We start from the raw sequence: 20662 nt of genomic DNA, 5'->3' as shown, positions 1-20662 counted from the left end.
ATGATGTCATGATGTTCAGCGGCGGGCTTCCGGTTCGTCGCATTCCTCGCGAGGCCGCCAGATTCATGTGTCTGATCGCGTCCGGCCGTAACCGCAGCCGAACGGCGCTGTCGCGAGCAGGCCGGGTCCTGCGGGAGGCCTTCACCGGTGGTTGAGACTCTGCAAGATAATGTGCGCTGGTTGATCGGCGCGGTTGCCCGCGGGCTTGGTGCGCGTCATGGCGAGGGCGTTGCCGATGTACTGGATCGCCTTGCCCAACAGGATCTGGACACTGCTCGTTTCGCTGCGCCGGAGCCACGCGCCCTCCCCGTGCTTGCACATCTGCCGCACTGTTTGGGCGAGGCGATGCTGCTCGATGCCGACCTTGCAGCCGCCATTGCGTCTGTCGAGGAAAGTCTGCAGTGGCGCCAGTCAGCGTGCTACAGCGACGCACTGCTGGGCGAGGGCTTTACCGCGAATTACGGCTGGGCAGAAATCATCGGTCCCAATGGCTTCTTCCCGGGGGATGATTTCCTGCTTGGGCTTCTCATGCTGGGCCCGGAACGTCATTACCGCGATCACTTTCATCCCGCTCCCGAGCTCTACTGGCCGCTCACCACAGCCAGCCACTGGAGCGTTGACAGCGGGCCCTTTGTGGAAAAGCAGCAGGGTGCCACCATCTGGCATGCACCAATGGCAATGCATGCCACGATCACCAGGGACATGCCGCTGCTGGCCGTGTGGAGCTGGACGCGCGACACCGCGACGCCGGCGCGACTCAGGGTGACGTGAGGGTGCTGCGGCTGATTTTGCTCGCGGGCGCTGGTTACGCCGCCATCGCGCTGTTCATGTATTTCCAGCAGCGCAGCCTGCAATATTTTCCTTCCCGCATCGGAACACCGCCTGAAGCCGTGGGCCTGGCCGGTGTTGTCGAGAAACAGCTCGCCACTGCGGATGGTGAAACCATCGTGGTCTGGCAGGCCGCACCAAAGTCTGGCATGCCCGTTGTCCTGTTCTTCCACGGCAATGGCGGCGAATTGGCGGATAGGTCCGAGCGCATGGCGTTTTACCAGGCACGGGGTTTCGGCGCCCTGTTCGTATCCTACCGTGGCTATGGCCGCAGTTCCGGAACGGTGTCGGAACAGGGATTGTTGCTCGATGCGGTGACGGCCTACGATCATCTTCTCGGGCAGGGCGTCCAGGCCGACAGGATCGCGGTGGTGGGCGAATCGCTTGGCACAGGCGTTGCCGTCCAGCTGGCGGCTGCAAGGCCGGTCGCCGCAGTGGCTTTGGAAGCACCCTTTACCGCAGCGGTCGATGTGGCGGCGGAGCGTTACTGGTGGTTGCCCGTCAGGCTGCTTATGAAGGACCAGTTTCGTTCACGCGATCACATCGAAGCGGTGAACGTTCCCCTGCTCATTCAGCATGGCGATGAGGACAGGGTGGTGCCCGCCAGCCAGGGCAAAGCGCTTCACGCCATGGCCAATGATCCCAAGGAGTTGGTCATCATACCGCAGGCTGGTCACGAGATCATTGCCGCCCCTGCCGTATGGGCGCGCGAGATAGATTTTTTTGAAAAGACAATGGTCGCGCCGTAGTTTGAGCGGCGCGACCAGTCAACGGGCGCGATCGTAATCAGAAATTGTTCGGATTTCCCTTCACGATGGTGCCGGTCCCATCGTCCTTGCCGTTCTTCACCCAGGTCACCTGGTCACCATCGATCTTGACCTGCCAGCAGGCTTCCGGGTCAGTGCCATACTGGAAGCACATGGTGTCCGCCTCGACGCGCCATTTGCCGGAATAGTCCTTGCCCTTGATGACGCCATCGGCGCCGTAAAACTCAGTGTAGGCGCCTGAGGCGATCATGCTGCCCTGAACGGTGTTGCCAGAAATGGCGGTTGAAATCTGCTCGCCCGTGGCCGTGCCCCCGGCCCACGCAGCGCCGCCAACAGCAATAAAAGCTGCCGCAAGGGCAGCCGAGATGAAGTTCTTCATGATGATTTTCTCCCACATTGTGTGGTGGGTACGCTCCCTCCCGGCTGGAGGATCAGGTCAGCCCGTGATGGCCTGGATTTCGCGAACGACCGCCGCGGTTTCGGCAGCGGACAGTGCGCCCATTCTCATGTCCACACGCCAGGACTTGCCGCCCTCGACCACCGCGTAGAGGCCCTTCTTTTTCTCAGCCGTGTAACCCTCAACCTCCGATGTACAGGGGAAGGCCATGCCGATCGCGTCCTGGTCCGGCGTGCGGCATATCCAGCGGCAGCACTGGCCGCACTGCTCCGGCCGGTAGCGCATGTAGTCGCTGAAGCCGCCGGGATGCTTTAGCAACGCATGTGCAAACCCGTCCTCGCCGGCCTTCATGTCGATCATCATCGCCACTTCAGGGTCAAAGGCGAGATCGGGGCGCAGCATGTGGTGGATTGCGGGATTGACCGCCAGTTCCTCGAGGAATTCGCGATAGCCGGGCTTTGGCGTGATGTGGGCGGGGATTGACTTGCGCACCCGCACGGCCTGCGGCGTGTAGGGAGCCGAGTAGACGAGTTCGCCATTGTCCACGGGCCGGAAATTGGCATGCGCGAGATACATCAGATCCATGGGGGTCTTCTTGAGATTGTCGACCTGAAGCGAGACGTCGAGCAAGGTCGAGTCTGCCTGCATCACATAGGTCGACGTGGCCAGATAATGGTAGGAAAAGGCCACTGTGTGCTCATAGGTTCCAATGATGGCACAGGTCTCGCGGACTTCGTCGATCTCGATCCATCCTTTCTGGAAGGGTGCCAGCGGCAACTCTCCATGAAGCGGATGGCGGTCCGTGGGCCCCGGGGCGCCAATCGCCGTTGCGCCGCAGTGAATGAAAAACGCACCATAGGTTTCAAGATAGTGGTTGGTGCGCACCGGCTCGCTGAACATTGATTTCATGGTCAGGTTGCGGCCGTCGAAGACACAGGACCAGATCTGGTGGCCCATGAAGGGCAGCACGATGATTTCCCCGCGCCGGCTTCTCACACGGAGTGCCGCGATGCCGCTGTCATACCTGAATGCGGCAACATAAAAGCCGCCACCTTCGGCAACCAGGCGTTCCTTGTCGCCGAATTGCACGGAGTGGAGATCAAGCCGGATGGACATGCGATCAACCTCTGGAGACAGTGATTTGCCTCGCCCCTCAATATCCGGGCGGAGCGACGAAGCCACCATATTGCGACTCGAGCAGTTCGGCAAAGCGGATTGACGTGAAATCACCATATTGCCGCGCGATGATCTGGACTCCGGCAGGAAGGCCGTCTGGTGTCAGGCCCATCGGCGCCACGGTCGAGGGCAGGTAGAAGCATCCGGAATAGCCCGCCCAAAACAGCTGATCCGTCGTTGCCACGGGCCTGCCATTGACCATTATGGTCCGTTCGTGGCGCTCGCCGGTCTGATTGTGCGGGAATGCCGCCGAGGCAGCCACCGGACAGATCATGACGTCCCAGTCATCAAAGAACGAATCCCACAACAGACGCATCTGGTGACGCCGCTCATTGTATTTCAGCCAGTCGCGATGGTGCAGGACATAGGCGCGCAGCATCTTCACGAGATAGCTGTCGTCTTGCGGATCAGATGCAGCGACCCGCTGTGCATTGGCCGCAAATTCTGCGTCAGACTGGCGGCGGCTGCCAGCCGAACGTAGCAACCCTATATAAATGTCCATGGCCTCTTTGGTGGAAAAGCCTGGCCTTGCCGTCGTGGACAGTGCCTTGACGCGCTTGCCGAGGAACTGGGTGAGCTTTCCGAGGAGGTCCTGGACGGGAAGGTCCACCTCGGACTGACTGTCTGTCATCATCACGGCCACGCGAAAGTCCCTGAGGGACCGTTGTCTTGCGGGTGGAAGTTTTACCGACCAGCCCCGTGCATCAGGACCGGTTGGGCCCACCAGAACCTTCATCATGGTGGCAAGATCCCGGGCCGAGCGGGCCAGAGGCCCTGCTACCGTAATGTCGCCCGGCTGCACCATGCCAGGAAGCAGATGGCCCTGATAGGGTACCAAGCCGTAGGTCGGCTTGTGGCCGTAGACGCCGCAGTAATGCGCCGGGTTGCGGATCGAGGCGCCGATGTCGGACCCGATCTCGAGCGCGGTCATGCCGGAGGCAAGGGCAGCAGCGGAACCACCGGATGAGCCGCCGGGAGAGCGAGTGAGATCCCACGGATTGCTGGTGGTGCCATAGATGCTGTTGTAGCTCTGCCAGTCTGCCAGCATCAGCGGCACGTTTGTCTTGCCATAGATGATGGCGCCGGCCGCAGTGAGCCGGGTGATTGCAGCCGCATCAACCGACGCAATGTTGTCCTTGAAGCGCGGGTCGCCCCAAGTTGACGGTGTACCAGACCAGTCAAAACTTTCCTTGGCGGTCATTGGCACGCCGTCAAGCGGACCCTTGGGCTGTCCGGCCCTCAGCCGCCGGTCTGCGGCCGACGCCGCCTTGCGGGCCCGCACGAGATCCGTGACCACTACGGCATTGACCCGGCCGTTGTGTCTTTCGTATTGCGCCAGGCAGGCTTCGAGCAGGGCGGTGGCCGTGGTCTTTCTGGCGCGCAACAGCCGCGCCAACTCAGTGGCGGAACGGAAGTGCAGGGGGCGGACTTGCATGAAAACTCCTATCGCGGAGCCAGCCTAACCCTGCATGCCAGAACTGCAAGACCCCCTGCAGACGGGCGTGCGTCCAACGTGTAGACAGCCCCCATGGACCGTCGTGGCCTCATCATCGGGTATCTGCTCGTCATTGCGGGCGCCACGCTCTTTTCGTCGAAGGCGATTTTCGTGAAGCTTGCCTATCTCGAGCGCCCGGATGCCCTGCTGATCCTTGCCTGGCGCATGATGTTCGCGCTTCCGGTCTTCGCCGCCGTCGGGCTGTTTGAGATCTTGCGCCGGAAGCGGGATGGGCAGCCCATGCCCCAGCGGTCATCGGTGGCAGGCGCGATCGGCATCGGCCTCGTTGGCTACTACCTCGCCATGATTCTCGATTTCACCGGGCTTCTCTACGTCACGGCTCAGCTGGAGCGCCTCGCGCTGTTCACCTATCCGATCTTTCTCATCTTCATCGGCGCTGCCCTGTTCGGTCTGCGGCTGACTGCATCGGCGGTCATTGCCGCATTCGTTACCTATCTCGGGCTGGCCACAGTCTTCATTTCCGATTTTTCGCTGGGCGGCCCCAACATTCTGCTGGGAACGGTGCTGGTACTGGGGTCGGCCGTGGCCTTTGCGATCTACCAGCTGGTAGCCAAGCGCTATATTGGCGAGATGGGATCTGCGCTCTTCACCTCGATCGCTCTGTCGGCGGCGGCCGTGACGACACTCCTGCATGTGGCGCTCATGCGGGGCGGGCTCGATACGTCGATGTCCACCCATTACTTTCTCCTGGCGGCGGGAACCGGCCTGCTGGCTACCGTGATCCCCTCCTTCTTCGTCAATGCGGGACTTGCGCGCATCGGTGCAACATCAACCGCCATCATTTCCAATGTGTCGCCACTGCTGACAATCTATTTTGCCGTTATCTTGCTTGGGGAGGAGTTTACGCTGGCCCATGCCATTGGCACCGCGCTGGTGGTGGGCGGTGTCGGCTATCACAGCTGGCGGGAGCTGAAGAGCCCCGCCCCCGCCTGAGCCGATCTCTTGCGACATGTACCGTACCATGATACGCAACGCTGCGATCGTGAGTGTTCAGGGAAAGCTTGCGGCAGGTGCGCTTCGGAACGGTTTCGGCAGGCGATTTCTGCCTGGTCCGATCAGAAGAACCAGGGCGATGCTCTCGGCGCCCGATGCGGCAGTGGTTCTCGAGGACTTTTGTTTTTCGCCCGGAAGTCATCTTGAGGCACTCCGGGTCAAGCGCGCCGGCCAGCATTGCGTGAGGGTCGACGATCAATGGCGGATCTGTTTCAAACGGACGGAGCAGGGGCCGGCGGGCGTTGAGATTGCCGGCTATGATTGAGGGAGCCATGTCCATGTCCTTGCTTGACCATCCACCGTATCCTGGCGACGTTCTTCGGGAACGCTACCTCGCGCTGCTTGGATTGACCCCAATCGCCCTTGCCAAGCGGGTCAATGTGCCTCGCACCTGCATCGAGCGGGTGGTGAGGGGTGAGACCGCCGTATCGGCCGATACCGCGATGCGCCTGGGCCGGGTGTTTGGCACTACCGCCGAATACTGGATGAACCTTCAGCGCGCGTGGGATCTGGCGCGGGCGCGCGAGGAGATTGACGTATCCGGCATCGAGCTGCTGGCCGCGGCATGACCCACCACCCGCTCTCGCCCCGCCTTGATCATTGCCCGGAAAGTCTGCCGCGTGAGGCTTACATCGATCCTCGATGGTTCGCGCGTGAGATGGAAACAGTTTTTGCACGGCAGTGGCAGTGCGCAGGAAGACTTGCCGATTTCCCAGAAGGCCAGCTGCGCCGGCTGATCCTGGGAAACATGCCGGTGATTGTGATCCACGGCGAGGGTGGGATTGCCGCCTATCATAACGTCTGCCGGCATCGCGGGGCCGAACTCTGCGCGGCAGACCGGCCAGTGGGGAAACTGATCACCTGTCCGTATCATGCGTGGTCCTACAGCGCTGCCGATGGCGCGCTCGTGGCCACAGGCCCTGCGCGGCCGACGGCGGATTTCGACCGGGCTTCCCATGGCCTGTTGCCGGTGGCGGTCAGGCAGTGGCAGGGTTTTGTATTTCTCAATGCCAGCACGGCAGAGGTGCCGCTCGCCGCGGATGTTCCGCTCGCAACGCTCGACAACTGGCCCATTGCAGGACTTTCGGTTGGCCATCTCTGGGAAAAGGAACTGGCCTGCAACTGGAAGGTCTTCTGGGAGAATTATTCAGAATGCCTGCATTGCCCCGGAATTCACCCTGAACTTTGCGAGATGGTGCCGGTCTATGGCGAGGGCATCATGGGCGCTTCGGAAGCGCTAGGCTGGACTCCGGAGCAACCTGTCCGCCGCAATCTCCGGGAGGGTGCCGAGAGCTGGACGCCGGACGGAAAGCCCTGCGGCCCGGTATTTCCGCAGCTCACGCAAGAGGAGCGCCAGCGCGGCTACAGCTTCGTGACGGTCTGGCCATCGCTATATGTTGTGGCCCATGTCGATTATGTGCGCGCCGTAAGGATCGTGCCGCTATCGCCGGAACGCACCAGGCTGACAGTGGAGTGGTACTTCCCGGAAGCCACTCTGGCGCAGCCCGGCTTCGATGCCGCACAGGTTGCCAGCTTCGCCAAGACGGTTCTCATGCAGGATGGCGCCGCCGCCGAGATGAATCAGCGCGGGCTCTCCTCGCCAGCCTTCATCCGCGGACGGCTCATGCCGGAGGAATATGAAATCGACCGCTTTCACCGCTGGCTTCTGAAGGCCATGGCCGCGGCGGCCTGAGCCGTCAGCTTACGTTGTCAGGCAGCACAGCCTTGCGCCGGGCGATGAATTCGTTCAGCGCCTCATCAATGCCTTCGTCGAGTGGCGGGGCCTGATAGTCGCTTAGCATCTGCTTCCAGCGTGCGTTGGCCCGTTGCACGATGTCCTTGCCACCATCGTCGCGCCATTGCTCGAAGGAGTTGTTATCGGCGAGCTGAGAGCGCCAGAAGGCAGTTTCGAAATTGGCTTGTGTATGGCTACAGCCGAGGAAATGCGCACCCGGTCCCACTTCGCGGATCGCGTCCATGGCCTGGCCGTTTTCGGAGAAGTCGACGCCGGCCGCGAATTTCTGGAACATCGACAGCTGGTCGGCATCCATGATCAGCTTTTCGTAGCCAGACGACAGCCCGCCCTCCAGCCAGCCTGCGGCATGAAGGCAGAAGTTGACCCCGGCCAGCAGGGTGGGCCACATGGTGTTGGCGCTTTCATAGGCAGCCTGGGCGTCGGCAATTTTCGATCCGCAAAGGCTGCCGCCGGAGCGGAACGGCACGCCCATGCGGCGTGCCAGCTGTGCGGCGCCCAGCGTGATGTGTGCCGGTTCCGGCGTGCCGAAGGTCGGCGCGCCCGATTGCATCGACATGGAGGCTGCGAAGGTGCCGAACACCACCGGTGCACCCGGCCTGCACAGCTGCGTGAAGGCAATGCCGACTGAAGCCTCCGCAAGGATCTGGGTAAGTGTTCCGACAGCGGTGGTAGGCGACATGGCGCCCGCCACGATGAAGGGCGAGATCACGGTCGCCTGATTGGCCCGGGCATAAACCTTGAGCGCGCCCAGCATCACGCCATCCCAGACCATGGGTGAATTGGCATTGATCAGGCTGGTCATCACGCAGTTCTGATCGACAAACTCCTTGCCGAACACCATTTCGGCCATTGCAACTGAATCAGCGGCACGTTCACCTGCCGTGACCGAGCCCATGAACGGCTTGTCGGAGTATTTGATGTGGCTGTACACCATGTCGAGGTGACGCTTGGCCACCGGAATATCCACAGGCTCGCACAGCGTGCCACCCGCATGATGCAGGCTGGGCAGCATGTAGACGAGCTTGGCAAAGTTGCGAAAATCCTCGATCGTCGCATAGCGGCGGCCCTCGTCGAGGTTGCGGATGAAGGGTGGGCCATAGACGGGTGCGAATACCATGCTGTTGCCGCCGATGGTGACGTTGTTGGCCGGGTTCCTTGCATGCTGCACATATTCGCGTGGCGCGGTCTTGATGAGCGAGCGCACCAGGCCCCTGGGAAAGCGCACGCGGGTTCCGGATACATCCGCACCGGCGGCTTTCCACATGGCAATGGCTTCGTCATCTTCATAGAAATTGAGGCCGATTTCCTGCAGCACGGTCTCGGCATTATTCTCGATCAGTTCCAACTGCTCGGTGCTGAAGGGCTCGTAGGTCTTGATGGCGCGACGGATGAAGCCCGCCTGGCGGATCGCGGTGGAAGTGCGGGCTGCGCGGCGGGCATCCGCTCCGCCACCACGCGCTCGGCGGCCGGCAGTCGGGGCGGAAGCGGTTTGTACGTCGGTCATGGGCCAACCTGTTGAGAAGTTTTCACGTCAACCCGGTTTAGGCTCAACCTGGCTTGGGGTCGTGAAGGGAAACGTCAGACCGTGGCCGGGAAACGACGCCTCGCCCGTCTGTCATCTTGGGACAAGGCCGACTATGATGGCGCCTCGGGCATGTGGAAGGCGAATCGTGGGCTTGATGAATACCGTGGTCACCAGGACGAGGCAGAAGGTGGCTGGTGCGGGGCCCTGTGCGGCTAATGCGGCATGACGCAGACCCGGCGTCTTCCTTCCGTCGAATTCATTCTGCTCGTGGCGCTCCTGAATGCCATGACGGCAATGTCGATCGACACCATGCTGCCGGCGATTGGCACCATTGCCACGGAGCTTCGCGCCGCTGACTCCAACAGCCGGCAATATATCGTGACCGCCTTTTTTGCCGGCATGGCGCTTGGCACTCTGGTCTATGGGCCGGGTTCTGATGCCATCGGCCGCAAGCCGGCGATCGGCGTTGGTCTCGTGTTCTTTGCGGTGGGCTCTCTCATCTGCCTGTTCGCGGTGAACTTCCCAATGCTGATCATCGGCCGCCTGGTGCAGGGTTTCGGTGCGTCCGCGCCTCGGATCGTGTCAATCGCTATGGTTCGCGATGGGCAGGCGGGTGCCGCCATGGCGCGGGTCATGTCGCTCGTCATGATGGTATTCATGCTCGTGCCCATGCTTGCTCCCAGTATCGGACAGCTGGTGCTTGCCGTTTCCAGCTGGCGCATGATCTTTCTCGGTTTCCTGATCACCGGACTGATTGCAGGCCTGTGGCTCTGGCTGCGGCAGGAAGAGACACTCCCCCCGGAGAAGCGCCTCAGCCTCTCGCCGGCAGCTCTGCTCGCTGCGGCTGGCGAGGTTCTGCGCCATCCGGTGGCAATGGGGTATACCTTTGCTTCCGGGCTCGTGTTTGGCAGTTTCATCATCTACCTTGGAACCTCTCAGCAGATCTTTGCCGAACAGTACGGACAGGGAGCCTACTTCGCGCTCTGGTTCGCGCTGTTCGCAGCGGGAATTGCCATGGCCATGCTGGTCAATGCGCGGCTCGTCATGCGCTATGGCATGCGTCGGCTTTCAGGCCTCGCGCTGCGCGGCCTCGTCGCACTCTCGTCTGCCTTCCTCGTCTACTGCTTGTTGGCTGGCGGCCATCCCCCGCTCTGGGCGCTCGCTGCCTTCCTGCTGATCAGCTTCTTCTGCAGCGGCCTGCTGTTTGGCAATTTCAATGCCATCGCCATGGAGCCAATGGGCCGGATCGCCGGCATGGCAGCGGCGATTTCGGGCTCGCTCTCTTCGCTGATTGCGATCCTGACAGGAGGCGTGATCGGTCAGATGTATGACGGAACCGTAATACCACTGGTGGCCGGATTTGCCGTTTTGGGGCTTCTGGCGCTGCTGGTGACCAAATGGGCAGACAGGCCGCGCCGGTGAGATTTCCACATCTTGCCCGGACCGCGTCAAGTCTGATAGCACAGATACCGTGACAAAGCATTACTCAGCCCTCGCGCTCGCCCGCCACGCCCTGCAGCCCGATCTCGAGTGGCCGCGCGCATGGGCCTCGCCCGATCCCAAGCCGTCCTATGATGTGATCATCGTGGGTGGTGGCGGCCATGGTCTTGCCACGGCCTATTATTTGGCGAAGAACCACGGCATCCGCAATGTCGCAGTCTTGGAGCGCAGCTACATCGGCTCAGGCAACGCGGGCCGCAACACCACGATCATCCGGTCCAACTACATGATCGGCGGCAACACTGCATTCTTCGAGCATTCACTCAAGCTCTGGGAAGGTCTGAGCCATGAGCTTAATTTCAACTGCATGGTCTCGCAGCGTGGCCAGGTGGTGCTGGCGGTCAGCCCCTCGCAGGTCGACGTCTTCGCCCGCCGCGGCAACATCATGCGGCTCAACGGTATCGATGCTGAGTTGCTCGACCGCGCCGAGGTACAGAAGCTGCTGCCCTATCTGGACTATTCCAAAGAGGCGCGCTGGCCCATTCATGGCGCAATCTACCAGCCGCGGGCCGGCACGGCGCGCCATGATGCCGTCGTCTGGGGTTATGCCCGCGCCGCCTCTGCCCTCGGCGTCGATATCATCGAGAATTGCGAGGTCACCGGTTTCAGCATGACGGATGGCCGTGTGACCGGCGTTGAAACCTCGCGCGGGCGCATTGGCGCAGGTAAGGTAGGCATTGCAGTCGCAGGTCACACTTCGCATGTGGCGGGCATGGCGGGCCTCAGGCTTCCGGTTGAAAGCCACATCCTGCAGGCCTTCGTCACTGAGCCCATCAAACCCATTGTGCATCATGTCGTGTCCTGGGGGGCAGAACTCTTCTATCTGTCGCAGTCGGACAAGGGTGGGTTGGTATTCGGAGGCCACATCGACGGTTTCAACACCTACACCCAGCGCGGCCAGTTCAGCCGCATTCAGACGGTGGCGGAATGCGCCGTTTCGCTGATGCCCTTCGTGTCCCGCCTCAGGCTTCTGCGGCACTGGGGCGGCATCCAGGACATGACGCCCGATGGCAGCCCCTTCATCTGCCGCACCGGCATCAGGAGCCTCTATCTCAACGGTGGCTGGTGCTATCAGGGTTTCAAGGCCACGCCAGCATCCGGCTGGACCTTCGCCCACACCATCGCCCATGATCAGGAGCATGAGCTTGTTCGTGATTTTGGCCTCGATCGATTCGAAAAAGGCCGTGAACTCGACGAGTTTGGCATTGGCAACTGGACCTACAAGCAATGATCATTCCATGCCCACATTGCGGTGACCGTGACGTTGCGGAGTTTCGTTATGGCGGAGACGCCACGAAGCAGCGCCCGTCTCATGGCACGGGAGACCTCAAGACGTGGCATGACTACTACTTCCTGTTCGACAATCCAAAAGGTCCGCATACGGAATATTGGCAGCATGTGCTGGGCTGCCGCCGCTGGTTCAGGCTGACGCGCAATACCGCAACCAATGCCGTCATGGGTGAACAGCCATGAGCCATTTCCGCAGGATGCCCACTGGCGGCCGCATCGACCGCGGCAAGCCGGTCACCATTCGCTTCGCAGGAAAGCCGCTCGAGGGCTTTGACGGAGACACGCTTGCGTCCGCTCTGCTGGCTTCCGGCCCGCTGCTGATTGGCCGAAGCTTCAAGTATCACCGGCCGCGTGGCATCTTCTCTGCCGGGGCAGAGGAACCGAACGGATTGTTTACGCTTGGCGAGGGCGCCCTGCAGGAACCAAACATCCCGGGAACCATGGTGGACCTCGTGGACGGCCTCGTGGCCAGGCCGCAAAATGCCTGGCCTTCGCCGGATATTGACCTGATGGCGGTCAACTCAGTGCTTGCCCCGCTGTTTCAGTCCGGGTTCTACTACAAGACCTTCATGGGCCCGACGAAGGGTTCATGGATGTTCTATGAACCTTTCATCCGGAAAGCCGCTGGGCTGGGCTCTGCCACCGATCGGGCTGACCCGGCCCGCTACGAGATGCGTCATGCATTTGCGGATGTGCTCGTTGTGGGCAGCGGTCCTGCCGGCCTTTCCGCGGCGCTGACTGCGGCGCGCAGCGGTGCGCGGGTGGTGCTGGCCGAGCAGGACAGCGAAATGGGCGGTAGCCTGCTGTGCGCAGGCGATGTGCAACTCGAAGACTGGCGCAAGCACTGCATTGGGGAACTCCAGTCGCTGGCTGATGTCGAACTTCTGACCCGCACGACAGTGCAGGGGCTCTATGATGGCAACCTCGCCGTATTGGCCGAGCGGCGTGATCATCTGAAGCCGGACCCGCGAAAGGGTCAGCCGCGCGTGGTGCTCATCCAGCTGCGTACGAGGACTGTTGTCCTGGCGACGGGCGCCATCGAACGCCCCCTCATCTTTTCCAACAACGACCGTCCCGGCGTGATGCTGGCATCGGCATTGCGAAGCTATGCCAACAGGTTTGCGGTGGTGCCGTACCGGCGTGCGGTGGTGGCGACCAACAACGACAGTGCCTATGCGGCCGCGTTCTCGCTGGCGGCGGCTGGTGTAGCCGTGACTGTCGCGGATCATCGTTCCGCGGTATCTGCAGATCTACTCACCCAGGCGGGGGCTTCGGGCGTTGCCGTCTTTGCCGGCACGGGCATTGCCGACATCGAGGGCGGCAAGGCCGTGAAGCGTGTGCGTCTCGCCGGAGCCCATGCCGTGACAATCGAGTGCGATGCCGTTGGCATGTCGGGCGGCTGGTCACCTGCCGTTCATCTGTCCTCGCATGGTGGCATCAAGCCTCGCTACGATGAGGCCATTGCGGCCTTCGTGCCTGGTGGATTTGCGCCCGGTCATTTCGGCGCGGGTGCCATGATGGGCACCTTCGGCCTTGCTGCTGCGGTGGCTGGTGGCGCCAATGCCGGGGCCTCGGCCGCGGCTGCCGTGGGCCTTGGCAAGACGCGGCCAGTCTATGCGCCGGAGACGACGGTTGACCGCAGCTACTCCATCCTGCCGCTGTGGGTGCCGCCGCAGGATGGCAAGGGTAAGGCCTTCATCGATTTCCAGAATGACGTCACCGTGACTGATGTGAAGATCGCGCATCAGGAGGGCTACGAGTCCGTCGAGCACATGAAGCGTTACACCACGCTGGGCATGGGAACTGATCAGGGCAAGACATCCAACATCAACGCCCTCGCGCTGATGGCTGATTATCGCGGCGTCAGCATTCCGCAGGCAGGCACGACAACGTTCCGCCCGCCCTATACGCCGCTTGCCATGGGCGCCATCGCAGGGCGCACGATCGGGTCACACTTCCGCCCGGTACGGCGCTCGCCACTGCATGACTGGCACCAGAAGAACGGTGCGACCTTCATCGACGCCGGCGTGTGGAAGCGCGCCTGGTACTATGCCTGGGCGGGATCCTCGCCGGAAACAGCTTACGTGAAGGAAATGGAACTGGTGCGCAAAGGCGTAGGTCTCGCTGATGTCTCGACGCTGGGCAAGATCGACGTGCAGGGGCCGGACGCAGCTCAATTCCTGAACCGGGTCTACGTCAATGGCTTTGCGAAGCTGCCGGTTGGCAAGATCCGCTATGGTGTGATGCTGAACGATGATGGCGTGGTGATCGATGACGGCACCACGGCGCGCCTGTCCGACACGCAATTCTACATGACCACCACCACCGCCCAAGCCGGTGAGGTCATGTCATGGCTGGAATATCTGCTGCAATGCCATTGGACGGAACTCGACGTTCAACTGGCCTCGCTCACCGATGAATGGGCTGGAATGGCGGTATCCGGTCCCAAGTCGCGCGAGGCGCTTCAACTGGCGTTTCCCTTGGTCGACGTCTCGCAGGAGGCTCTTCCGCACATGGGCTGCCGGGACTTTCTCCTTGACGGTGTCAGGGTGCGCCTGCTCCGCATGTCCTTCTCGGGCGAGCTCGCCTATGAGGTTCATGTCGCCGCAGACCATGCGATTGCGCTGTGGGAGCACATTCTCAGGGCGGCTGCGCCGCTTGGCATCAGGCCCTATGGGCTGGAGGCTCTCGCCAGCCTTCGCATCGAGAAGGGTCACGTGGCCGGCCTTGAACTTGATCATCGCAACACGCTGGATGATCTCGGACTTGGCAAGATGGCGTCACGGGAAAAAGACTACGTCGGCCGCGCCATGCGCTTCCGCGATGATTGCCAGAGTCCTGAGCGCTGGAGCCTCGTGGGCCTCGAGTTGCTCGAGCCCGACAAGAAGCTGCGCGGCGGCTCGATCCTGTTTGCGGCAGATGATGAAATCAAGGGTCACGGACGTGGCTACATCACCTCCGTGACATGGTCCACAGAACTCCAGACATTCATCGCGCTTGGGCTCTACCAGGGTGGTCTCAGGCATCAGGGCGAGGAGATCATTGCTGCATTCCCGCTCAAAGACGAGCAGGTGAGGCTGAAGATCGTCTCGCCGCACTTCATCGACAGGGACGGAGCGCGCTTCCATGCTTGAGCGGAGATCAGCACTCGCCGGTGCCAAGCCTTATGAGAGCGCGAGGCTCAAGATTGGCGAACGCCCCGGCTTCACGCTCACGCAGGTCGCGGGGAATGCAGCCGACATGGCCTCGAGGCTTGCGGCACTTGTTGGTTCCCTGCCCGAGACGACGGGCCGGGCTCAGGACAACAGCGGCCTCACGATTTTCTTGATCGCGCCCGGCCAGTACTGGCTTGTCGCATCTCAGCCTCATGATGCGATGCCGCCCTTGCAGGGTCCATTTGCCGTCACGCCGCTGTCCAGCAGCAGGACCCGCATCACGATCGAGGGCGAGCCGGCGCGCAGGGTTCTGGCAAAACTGGTGGCGGTAGATGTCCATGCCAGCACGTTTGTGCCCGGTTCTTTCGCGCTCACCGGCCTCCATCACACGCCTGTGCTGGTGCATTGTACGGGTGAAGAGGCCTTTGACATCTATGCGATGCGGACCTTTGCCCTCACCGTCTGGGAGGTGCTGGAGGATGCGGCACTGGAGTTCTGTTGAACGTGTACTTGCCCTAACGCTTGGCCACGTCCGCCACCGTGGCGCCGGAGACTTCCGCCAGCCTGGTAAAGCCGATCTCGAACACCGCGGTGGCCGTGCCGCCCGCCGCCCACAGGGTGGGGTAAGCTTTCAGGTCCTCGTCGAGAAACACCGTGCAGGGCCGCGCGTGGCCGAGCGGCGGCACGCCGCCGACCTCATAGCCGGTCATCTCCTTCACGAAGTCCGGGCTGGCGCGCTCGACCTTCTCGCCCAGCAGTGCACGGATTTTCTTCTCATCGACCTTGTTCACGCCCGAGGCGATGACCAGCACCGCCTTGCCACTCTGGCTGCGGAAAATGATCGACTTGGCGATCTGCGCCAGCGCGCAGCCGATGGCATCGGCGGCCTCCTGCGCGGTATGCGTGCTCTGGTCGAATGCAACGACGCTGAAACCGGGCCCCAGCGCCTGCTGGACGCGCAATGCCTGAGGGTCGGTCGCAGGCCGCACGGCGTCAGGACCGCATGCGCTTTCCTTCCGGGTCGAAAGGCGGCTCGGTGATGATGGTGGCCTTGCGGTTCTCGCCGATGATCTCGATCTCGAAGGCGCCCGCGCCAGTGTCGCCGGCGAGGTCCTTCGGCACATAGCCCTGGGCCATCGACTTGTTCACATAATGCGCAAAACCACCCGACGTGACCCAGCCCACCACCTTGCCCTTGTGCCAGATCGGCTCGTCGCCGAGCACATCGGCGTCGCCAGCGTCGACGAAGAACGAAACGCGTCGCAGCTTGCCGCCTGTGCGCTTTTCTTCCATCGCCGCCTCGCGGCCCACGAAATCATTCTTGGTGAGGTCGATGAAGCGGTCGAGCCCCGCTTCGAAGCCCCCATAGATCGGGCGCAGTTCGCGGTACCAGGTGGGGAAGTTCTTCTCGAGCCGCATCGACAGCAGCGCCCGCATGCCGAAATTGACGATGCCCTGCGCCGCGCCCGCCCTCATGATCTCCTGATAGAGCCGGCGCTGATATTCCGGCGCAACCCAGATTTCATAGCCGAGATCACCCGTGTAGGTGACGCGGTTGATGAGTGCGGGGCAGTGCGCGATGTCCATGGCGCGGTGATCCATGAACTTGAACGCGGCGTTCGACACGTCCTCGTCCGTCAACTGCTGCAGCACCTCGCGGGACTTGGGTCCAGCGATCGAAAGCCCGACCAGGCCCATGTCATAGCGATGGATCTTCACCGAACCATCGGCGGGCAGGTGCTGTTCGAACCAGCGCATGTGATATTTCTGCGCCTGGCTGGAACCCCACATGTAGAAGCAATCGTCGGCGGCCTTGGCGATGGTGAAGTCGCCAATCAGCATGCCGGCCGGGTTCAGCATCGGCGTCAGGATGATGCGGCCGGTCTTCGGCATCTTGTTGGTCATCAGGCGCGAGAGGAAGGATTCAGCGCCGGGTCCGGTGAAGCGGTATTTCGCGAAATTGGCGATCTCGGTCACGCCCACGCCGTTGCGGGTGGCCAGCACCTCCGCCTTCACATGCGGAAAATCATTGGAACGGCGGAATGAGACGATGTCCTTCGGCTCCACGCCCTTGGGCGCGAACCACAGCGGCGTTTCAAGCCCCCAGCTGTCGCCCATCACCGCGCCCTGCGCCAGCATCACGTCATAGAGCGCAGTTGTCTGCTGCGGCCTGGCGGCGGGGAGTTCTTCGTTGGGAAAGCGGATCGAGAAGCGGCGGGAATAGTTCTCGCGCACTTTTTCGTTGGTGTAGCTGCGGGTGGCCCATTCGCCGAAGCGGGCGCAGTCCATGGCCCACACGTCGAAGCCGGGGTCGCCGTTCACCATCCACTGCGACAGCGCCAGGCCCACGCCGCCGCCCTGGCTGAAGCCCGCCATCACCCCGCAGGCGAGCCAGAAATTGCGAAGCCCCTGCACCGGCCCGACGATCGGGTTGCCATCGGGCGTGAAGGTGAACGGCCCATTGATCACGCGCTTGATGCCCGCCGTGGCCAGCGCCGGGAAATGCTTGTAGCCGAGCTCGAGGTTGGGAGCGATGCGGTCGAGGTCCGGCTGCAGCAGTTCGCGGCCGAACGTCCATGGCGTCTGTTTTGGGCTCCACGGCACGCAGGCCCGCTCATAGGTGCCGAGCACCATGCCGGAGCGTTCCTGACGCATGTAGATTTCGGATTTGAAGTCGATGATGTGCGGCAGCTCGTGGCCGCGCTCCTTGTTGTAGGCGACGACCTCGGGCATCTCGTCGGTGACGAGATACATATGCTCCATGGCGAGCACCGGAAGTTCGAGGCCCACCATGCGGCCCACCTCGCGGGCCCACAGCCCGCCGCAGTTCACCACATGCTCGGCATGGATCGTGCCCTTGGCGGTGACCACGTCCCACGTGCCGTCCTGGCGCGGCTTCAGCGCTTCGACGCGGGTGTCCTGGTAGATTTCGGCGCCGTTGATGCGCGCCGACTTGGCATAGGCATGGGTGGTGCCTTCCGGGTCCAGATTGCCGTCGGCGGCGTCGATCATGGCGCCCACGAAATGCTTCTCTTCCAGCAGCGGATGCATCTTCTTGGCCTCGGCCATCGAGATGATCTCGGTCTCGAGGCCGAGGTAGCGCGCCCGGGCATGCGCCATCTTCAGCCACTCCATGCGCTCCGGCGTATCGGCAAGAATGAGGCCGCCCGAACGGTGCAGCCCGCAGGCCTGGCCGGAAATCTTTTCAAGCTCGTTGTAAAGCGCGATCGTGTAGCCCTGAAGCTTTGCCACATTGGGGTCGCCGTTCAGCGTATGGAAGCCGCCCGCCGCATGCCAGGTGGAGCCAGAGGTGAGAATGTCGCGCTCAACCAGCACCACATCCTTCCAGCCCGCCTTGGTGAGATGATAGAGCACCGAGCATCCGACGACACCGCCGCCGATCACCACCACACGCGCCTGGGTTTTCATGGCATATCCTTGCAAATTGGGACGTTTCCGGAGTTTTAGCGGGGACGCCGATAGGCCGCAATCGTCGCTGGCGGTGAAAAGAATTCATCCGCAAAATGAAAGGGCCCCGCCTCGCGGGGAGGCAGAGCCCTCTCAAGCAGGAAACGGACTGATCTCAGATCGCGTCCTTGACTTCCTTGGCGGCGCGGAAGGCCAGCTTCTTGGAAGCCTTGATCTTGATCTGCTCGCCGGTGGCCGGGTTGCGGCCCATGCGGGCGGGGCGCTTGCGCACCTGGAAGATGCCGAGACCGGTGACGCGCACCTTGTGGCCCTTCTTCAGGTTCTTGACGGTGAGTTCGACGAAGGCGCCGAGGAACTCGGCCGCGGCCTTCTTTGACATCTCGTGCTTCTCGGCCAGTTCGGCCGCCAGCTTGGAGAGGGGGATCGTCTGGATCTTGTCGTCAGCCATGGTTGTCTCCTTGATTGAGGTTTTGGCTGGCCGAGACCGTTAACAAAGCTTTCGATTCGGGAAAACCCTTATTTCACGCGGGTTTTTTTGGAGCGTGCTGGAAAAACCCTTGTGAATCACATGCTGTCAGGGGAGGTCACTCGTTATTGAGTGAAAAATCTCGTAAATACATTGCCTTACGAGTTGTGCTTGGAGCTAGGTCTGCTTGCCCGTTGCGCCGGTCGCGATGTCCAGGTGGTTCTTCAGCGGCAGCGGCGGCAAGCCGTGCTTTGTGGAAAACAACATGAGATTCCGGCGCCGCTCCACTTCAAGTGATTCGCCAGACATGTTCCGCGCATGCACTCGAATGGCCACCGACGACCGTTCGATATGCGTGAGTGCATGGCCGGCGCGGGCAACGCGCAGGTACCAGTCCCAGTCCCAGTAATAGGGAAGGGCTTCGTCGAAAAATCCCAGCCCGTCATGCAGGCTGCGGCGGTAGACCACGCCGGAGATCAGGATGGTGTTGTCGCGCGTGAGCGTCGAGGCGTCAGCGTGAAATTCGAATGGAAGGTCAGGCCGGCCATCTTCGAATACCAGTCGGCCATCGGTGTAGCAGAAGTCTGCGCCATTCGCGCAGGCATGTGTTGCGTACGCGAGATAATCTTTGTCGATGAACCAGTCGTCGTCATCGAGAAAACAGATGAGGTCAGCTTTGGCTTCGGCGACCCCCAGGTTGCGGGCCGGTACCGGGCCGCGCTGCTTGTTGTCGAGCACGCGGATCAGGGGATGGAGCGGGCCCACGGCCTCTTTTGCTCCGGTGCCGTCATCCACCACGATGATTTCGCGGGGCTGTTCGGCCTGGCTCAGCACGCTCAGAATGGCCTCTCGCAGGAAATGGTGGCGCCCACGGGTGGGGATGATGACGGAAATGCCGTTCATTTTGGTTGCTGTTCGAGCCGTTCCAACGCCCGGTCCCGCCCGATCAGCGGCAGGAGCTGGGCCAGTTCCGGTCCATGATCGAGCCCGGTGAGGGCCAGACGCAGCGGCATGAACAACTCCTTGCCCCTGCGCCCCGTCCCGGCTTTGACGGCCTCGGTCCATGTCTTCCAGGTGCTGGCATCCCATGGCTCGGGCGGCAGAAGCCCGCGTGCTGCGCTTATGAAATCACGGTCTGCTGCGCCGATCACAGGCGTAACGGAACCCTCGGTCACCTCCCGCCATGTTTCCGCATCGCCCAGTTTCGTGAGATTGCCGCGAACGGCCAGCCAGAAGGCCTCGCTACAGCCGGGCAACCGGTCCTTCACGGACCCCCAGGGCAGATGATGCAGTAGCCTGGCGTTGAGCTGCAGGAGTTCTGTTTCGTCGAAGCGTGCAGGCGCGCGCGACAGCTTGTCCAGTGCAAAGCCCTCGGTCAGTTCACTGTAATCCGTGCACGGATGGATGTTGTCGGATGTGCCGAGAAGCGCTGCATGGCTCACCACGGCCATCGCCTCTAGGCCGCTCTCGCGCATTGCGGTGATGGAGAGAGAGCCGAGGCGTTTGGACAGGCCCTTGCCGTCAGCTCCCGTGAGCAGGCTGTGATGGGCATAGAACGGCGGCTTGCCTCCGAGCGCCTCGGTGATTTCGATCTGCACCGCCGTGTTCACCACATGGTCCTCACCCCTGATCACGTGGGTGATACCGAAGTCGATGTCGTCGATCACCGAGGGCAGCGTATAAAGATAACTGCCGTCTTCGCGCATCAGGACGGGGTCGGAGAGCGATGCCGTGTCGATGTGCTGCGGCCCCCTGATCAGGTCGTCCCAGGCCACGGCTCGCCCATCGAGCCGGAAGCGCCAATGAGGCTTGCGGCCCTCGGCCTCGAGGCGGGCCCTGTCGTCGGCGGAAAGCTTCAGGGCGG

General features: G+C 62.1%; 22 protein-coding genes. 13 read left to right on the top strand and 9 right to left on the bottom strand.

Features of this window, described 5'->3' with window-relative positions; genetic code table 11:
* Positions 1-8 precede the first annotated feature (8 nt).
* Genes ACILRN_RS00925 through ACILRN_RS00915 form a run of 3 tightly spaced genes read left to right on the top strand, consistent with a single transcriptional unit; the run spans position 9 to position 1577 of the window.
* Positions 9-155 carry a hypothetical protein gene (locus ACILRN_RS00925; RefSeq protein ID WP_395684714.1) on the top strand — a complete coding sequence of 49 codons (147 nt, stop codon included), beginning with the start codon at positions 9-11 and terminating at the stop codon, positions 153-155.
* The gene (locus ACILRN_RS00920; protein WP_395684713.1) at positions 148-771 is read left to right on the top strand and encodes a dimethylsulfonioproprionate lyase family protein; all 624 of its coding nucleotides are present in this window, start codon (positions 148-150) and stop codon (positions 769-771) included. The genes ACILRN_RS00925 and ACILRN_RS00920 overlap by 8 nt, the downstream gene beginning before the upstream one ends.
* A 2-nt stretch (positions 772-773) precedes the next feature.
* Positions 774-1577, top strand: coding sequence for an alpha/beta hydrolase (locus tag ACILRN_RS00915; protein ID WP_395684712.1), 804 nt, complete (start codon positions 774-776; stop codon positions 1575-1577).
* Between the two features lie 37 nt (positions 1578-1614).
* Here ACILRN_RS00915 and ACILRN_RS00910 read toward each other — a convergent pair whose 3' ends face one another.
* Genes ACILRN_RS00910 through ACILRN_RS00900 form a run of 3 tightly spaced genes read right to left on the bottom strand, consistent with a single transcriptional unit; the run spans position 1615 to position 4603 of the window.
* Positions 1615-1974, bottom strand: coding sequence for a hypothetical protein (locus ACILRN_RS00910; RefSeq protein WP_395684711.1), 360 nt, complete (start codon positions 1972-1974; stop codon positions 1615-1617).
* Positions 1975-2031: 57 nt separating this feature from the next.
* Positions 2032-3108: a DUF4432 family protein gene (locus tag ACILRN_RS00905; protein WP_395684710.1), complete on the bottom strand. Its 1077-nt coding sequence runs from the start codon at positions 3106-3108 to the stop codon at positions 2032-2034.
* Positions 3109-3145: 37 nt separating this feature from the next.
* The gene (locus tag ACILRN_RS00900) at positions 3146-4603 is read right to left on the bottom strand and encodes an amidase (protein WP_395684709.1); all 1458 of its coding nucleotides are present in this window, start codon (positions 4601-4603) and stop codon (positions 3146-3148) included.
* 93 nt (positions 4604-4696) lie between these two features.
* Between ACILRN_RS00900 and ACILRN_RS00895 the strand changes: the two genes are divergently transcribed.
* The 4 genes from ACILRN_RS00895 to ACILRN_RS00880 are packed head-to-tail and all read left to right on the top strand — an operon-like array spanning position 4697 to position 7370.
* Positions 4697-5617: a DMT family transporter gene (locus ACILRN_RS00895; protein ID WP_395684708.1), complete on the top strand. Its 921-nt coding sequence runs from the start codon at positions 4697-4699 to the stop codon at positions 5615-5617.
* A gap of 16 nt (positions 5618-5633) precedes the next feature.
* Positions 5634-5942 (top strand): type II toxin-antitoxin system RelE/ParE family toxin, encoded by a 309-nt coding sequence (locus ACILRN_RS00890; protein ID WP_395684707.1) that lies wholly within the window; start codon positions 5634-5636, stop codon positions 5940-5942.
* 7 nt (positions 5943-5949) lie between these two features.
* Positions 5950-6246, top strand: coding sequence for a HigA family addiction module antitoxin (locus ACILRN_RS00885; protein WP_395684706.1), 297 nt, complete (start codon positions 5950-5952; stop codon positions 6244-6246).
* On the top strand, positions 6243-7370 hold the full coding sequence (locus ACILRN_RS00880) for an aromatic ring-hydroxylating dioxygenase subunit alpha (RefSeq protein WP_395684705.1): 1128 nt from the start codon (positions 6243-6245) through the stop codon (positions 7368-7370). Before ACILRN_RS00885 ends, ACILRN_RS00880 begins: the two co-directional genes overlap by 4 nt.
* Positions 7371-7374: 4 nt before the next feature.
* On the opposite strand, the gene ACILRN_RS00875 is transcribed toward ACILRN_RS00880, so the two are convergent.
* Positions 7375-8937, bottom strand: a complete 1563-nt coding sequence (locus ACILRN_RS00875; RefSeq protein WP_395684704.1) for a trimethylamine methyltransferase family protein — start codon at positions 8935-8937, stop codon at positions 7375-7377.
* Positions 8938-9018: 81 nt separating this feature from the next.
* Between ACILRN_RS00875 and ACILRN_RS00870 the strand changes: the two genes are divergently transcribed.
* The 6 genes from ACILRN_RS00870 to ACILRN_RS00845 are packed head-to-tail and all read left to right on the top strand — an operon-like array spanning position 9019 to position 15405.
* Positions 9019-9174: a hypothetical protein gene (locus ACILRN_RS00870; RefSeq protein ID WP_395684703.1), complete on the top strand. Its 156-nt coding sequence runs from the start codon at positions 9019-9021 to the stop codon at positions 9172-9174.
* A 6-nt stretch (positions 9175-9180) separates the two neighbouring features.
* Positions 9181-10380, top strand: a complete 1200-nt coding sequence (locus ACILRN_RS00865) for a multidrug effflux MFS transporter (RefSeq protein ID WP_395684702.1) — start codon at positions 9181-9183, stop codon at positions 10378-10380.
* 49 nt (positions 10381-10429) lie between these two features.
* A complete protein-coding gene (locus tag ACILRN_RS00860) occupies positions 10430-11689 on the top strand; it encodes a sarcosine oxidase subunit beta family protein (RefSeq protein WP_395684701.1) in 1260 nt (419 codons plus the stop codon).
* On the top strand, positions 11686-11931 hold the full coding sequence (locus ACILRN_RS00855) for a sarcosine oxidase subunit delta (RefSeq protein ID WP_395684700.1): 246 nt from the start codon (positions 11686-11688) through the stop codon (positions 11929-11931). The genes ACILRN_RS00860 and ACILRN_RS00855 overlap by 4 nt, the downstream gene beginning before the upstream one ends.
* Complete coding sequence (locus ACILRN_RS00850) at positions 11928-14882, top strand: sarcosine oxidase subunit alpha family protein (protein ID WP_395684699.1); 2955 nt, start codon at positions 11928-11930, stop codon at positions 14880-14882. Before ACILRN_RS00855 ends, ACILRN_RS00850 begins: the two co-directional genes overlap by 4 nt.
* Entirely contained in the window at positions 14875-15405 is a 531-nt protein-coding gene (locus ACILRN_RS00845) for a sarcosine oxidase subunit gamma (protein WP_395684698.1), read from the top strand. The genes ACILRN_RS00850 and ACILRN_RS00845 overlap by 8 nt, the downstream gene beginning before the upstream one ends.
* Positions 15406-15418: 13 nt before the next feature.
* Here ACILRN_RS00845 and ACILRN_RS00840 read toward each other — a convergent pair whose 3' ends face one another.
* From ACILRN_RS00840 to ACILRN_RS00820, 5 genes are all read right to left on the bottom strand, one after another.
* The gene (locus tag ACILRN_RS00840) at positions 15419-15892 is read right to left on the bottom strand and encodes a YbaK/EbsC family protein (RefSeq protein WP_395684697.1); all 474 of its coding nucleotides are present in this window, start codon (positions 15890-15892) and stop codon (positions 15419-15421) included.
* A gap of 4 nt (positions 15893-15896) precedes the next feature.
* Positions 15897-18332: an FAD-dependent oxidoreductase gene (locus ACILRN_RS00835; protein ID WP_395684696.1), complete on the bottom strand. Its 2436-nt coding sequence runs from the start codon at positions 18330-18332 to the stop codon at positions 15897-15899.
* Positions 18333-18486: 154 nt separating this feature from the next.
* Positions 18487-18780: an HU family DNA-binding protein gene (locus ACILRN_RS00830; protein WP_395684695.1), complete on the bottom strand. Its 294-nt coding sequence runs from the start codon at positions 18778-18780 to the stop codon at positions 18487-18489.
* A gap of 195 nt (positions 18781-18975) precedes the next feature.
* Positions 18976-19701: a glycosyltransferase family 2 protein gene (locus ACILRN_RS00825; protein ID WP_395684694.1), complete on the bottom strand. Its 726-nt coding sequence runs from the start codon at positions 19699-19701 to the stop codon at positions 18976-18978.
* The coding region (locus ACILRN_RS00820) for a glutamate--tRNA ligase (protein WP_395684693.1) at positions 19698-20662 on the bottom strand (965 nt) is incomplete at its 5' end. The genes ACILRN_RS00825 and ACILRN_RS00820, both read right to left, overlap by 4 nt.

Source organism: Aestuariivirga sp., from assembly GCF_044238155.1.
Classification (GTDB): domain Bacteria; phylum Pseudomonadota; class Alphaproteobacteria; order Rhizobiales; family Aestuariivirgaceae; genus Aestuariivirga.
The sequence above is the reverse complement of the archived record's forward strand: the minus strand, read 5'-3'. Positions and strand labels throughout refer to the sequence as shown.

Excerpts from the sequence above, each read along its gene's own strand:
- ACILRN_RS00925 (WP_395684714.1), top strand. The coding sequence starts at position 9 with ATGATGTTCAGCGGCGGGCTTCCGGTTCGTCGCATTCCTCGCGAGGCC.
- ACILRN_RS00910 (WP_395684711.1), bottom strand. The coding sequence starts at position 1,974 with ATGAAGAACTTCATCTCGGCTGCCCTTGCGGCAGCTTTTATTGCTGTT.
- ACILRN_RS00905 (WP_395684710.1), bottom strand. The coding sequence starts at position 3,108 with ATGTCCATCCGGCTTGATCTCCACTCCGTGCAATTCGGCGACAAGGAA.
- ACILRN_RS00900 (WP_395684709.1), bottom strand. The coding sequence starts at position 4,603 with ATGCAAGTCCGCCCCCTGCACTTCCGTTCCGCCACTGAGTTGGCGCGG.
- ACILRN_RS00895 (WP_395684708.1), top strand. The coding sequence starts at position 4,697 with ATGGACCGTCGTGGCCTCATCATCGGGTATCTGCTCGTCATTGCGGGC.
- ACILRN_RS00890 (WP_395684707.1), top strand. The coding sequence starts at position 5,634 with ATGTACCGTACCATGATACGCAACGCTGCGATCGTGAGTGTTCAGGGA.
- ACILRN_RS00885 (WP_395684706.1), top strand. The coding sequence starts at position 5,950 with ATGTCCATGTCCTTGCTTGACCATCCACCGTATCCTGGCGACGTTCTT.
- ACILRN_RS00880 (WP_395684705.1), top strand. The coding sequence starts at position 6,243 with ATGACCCACCACCCGCTCTCGCCCCGCCTTGATCATTGCCCGGAAAGT.
- ACILRN_RS00875 (WP_395684704.1), bottom strand. The coding sequence starts at position 8,937 with ATGACCGACGTACAAACCGCTTCCGCCCCGACTGCCGGCCGCCGAGCG.
- ACILRN_RS00865 (WP_395684702.1), top strand. The coding sequence starts at position 9,181 with ATGACGCAGACCCGGCGTCTTCCTTCCGTCGAATTCATTCTGCTCGTG.
- ACILRN_RS00855 (WP_395684700.1), top strand. The coding sequence starts at position 11,686 with ATGATCATTCCATGCCCACATTGCGGTGACCGTGACGTTGCGGAGTTT.
- ACILRN_RS00850 (WP_395684699.1), top strand. The coding sequence starts at position 11,928 with ATGAGCCATTTCCGCAGGATGCCCACTGGCGGCCGCATCGACCGCGGC.
- ACILRN_RS00845 (WP_395684698.1), top strand. The coding sequence starts at position 14,875 with ATGCTTGAGCGGAGATCAGCACTCGCCGGTGCCAAGCCTTATGAGAGC.
- ACILRN_RS00835 (WP_395684696.1), bottom strand. The coding sequence starts at position 18,332 with ATGAAAACCCAGGCGCGTGTGGTGGTGATCGGCGGCGGTGTCGTCGGA.
- ACILRN_RS00830 (WP_395684695.1), bottom strand. The coding sequence starts at position 18,780 with ATGGCTGACGACAAGATCCAGACGATCCCCCTCTCCAAGCTGGCGGCC.
- ACILRN_RS00825 (WP_395684694.1), bottom strand. The coding sequence starts at position 19,701 with ATGAACGGCATTTCCGTCATCATCCCCACCCGTGGGCGCCACCATTTC.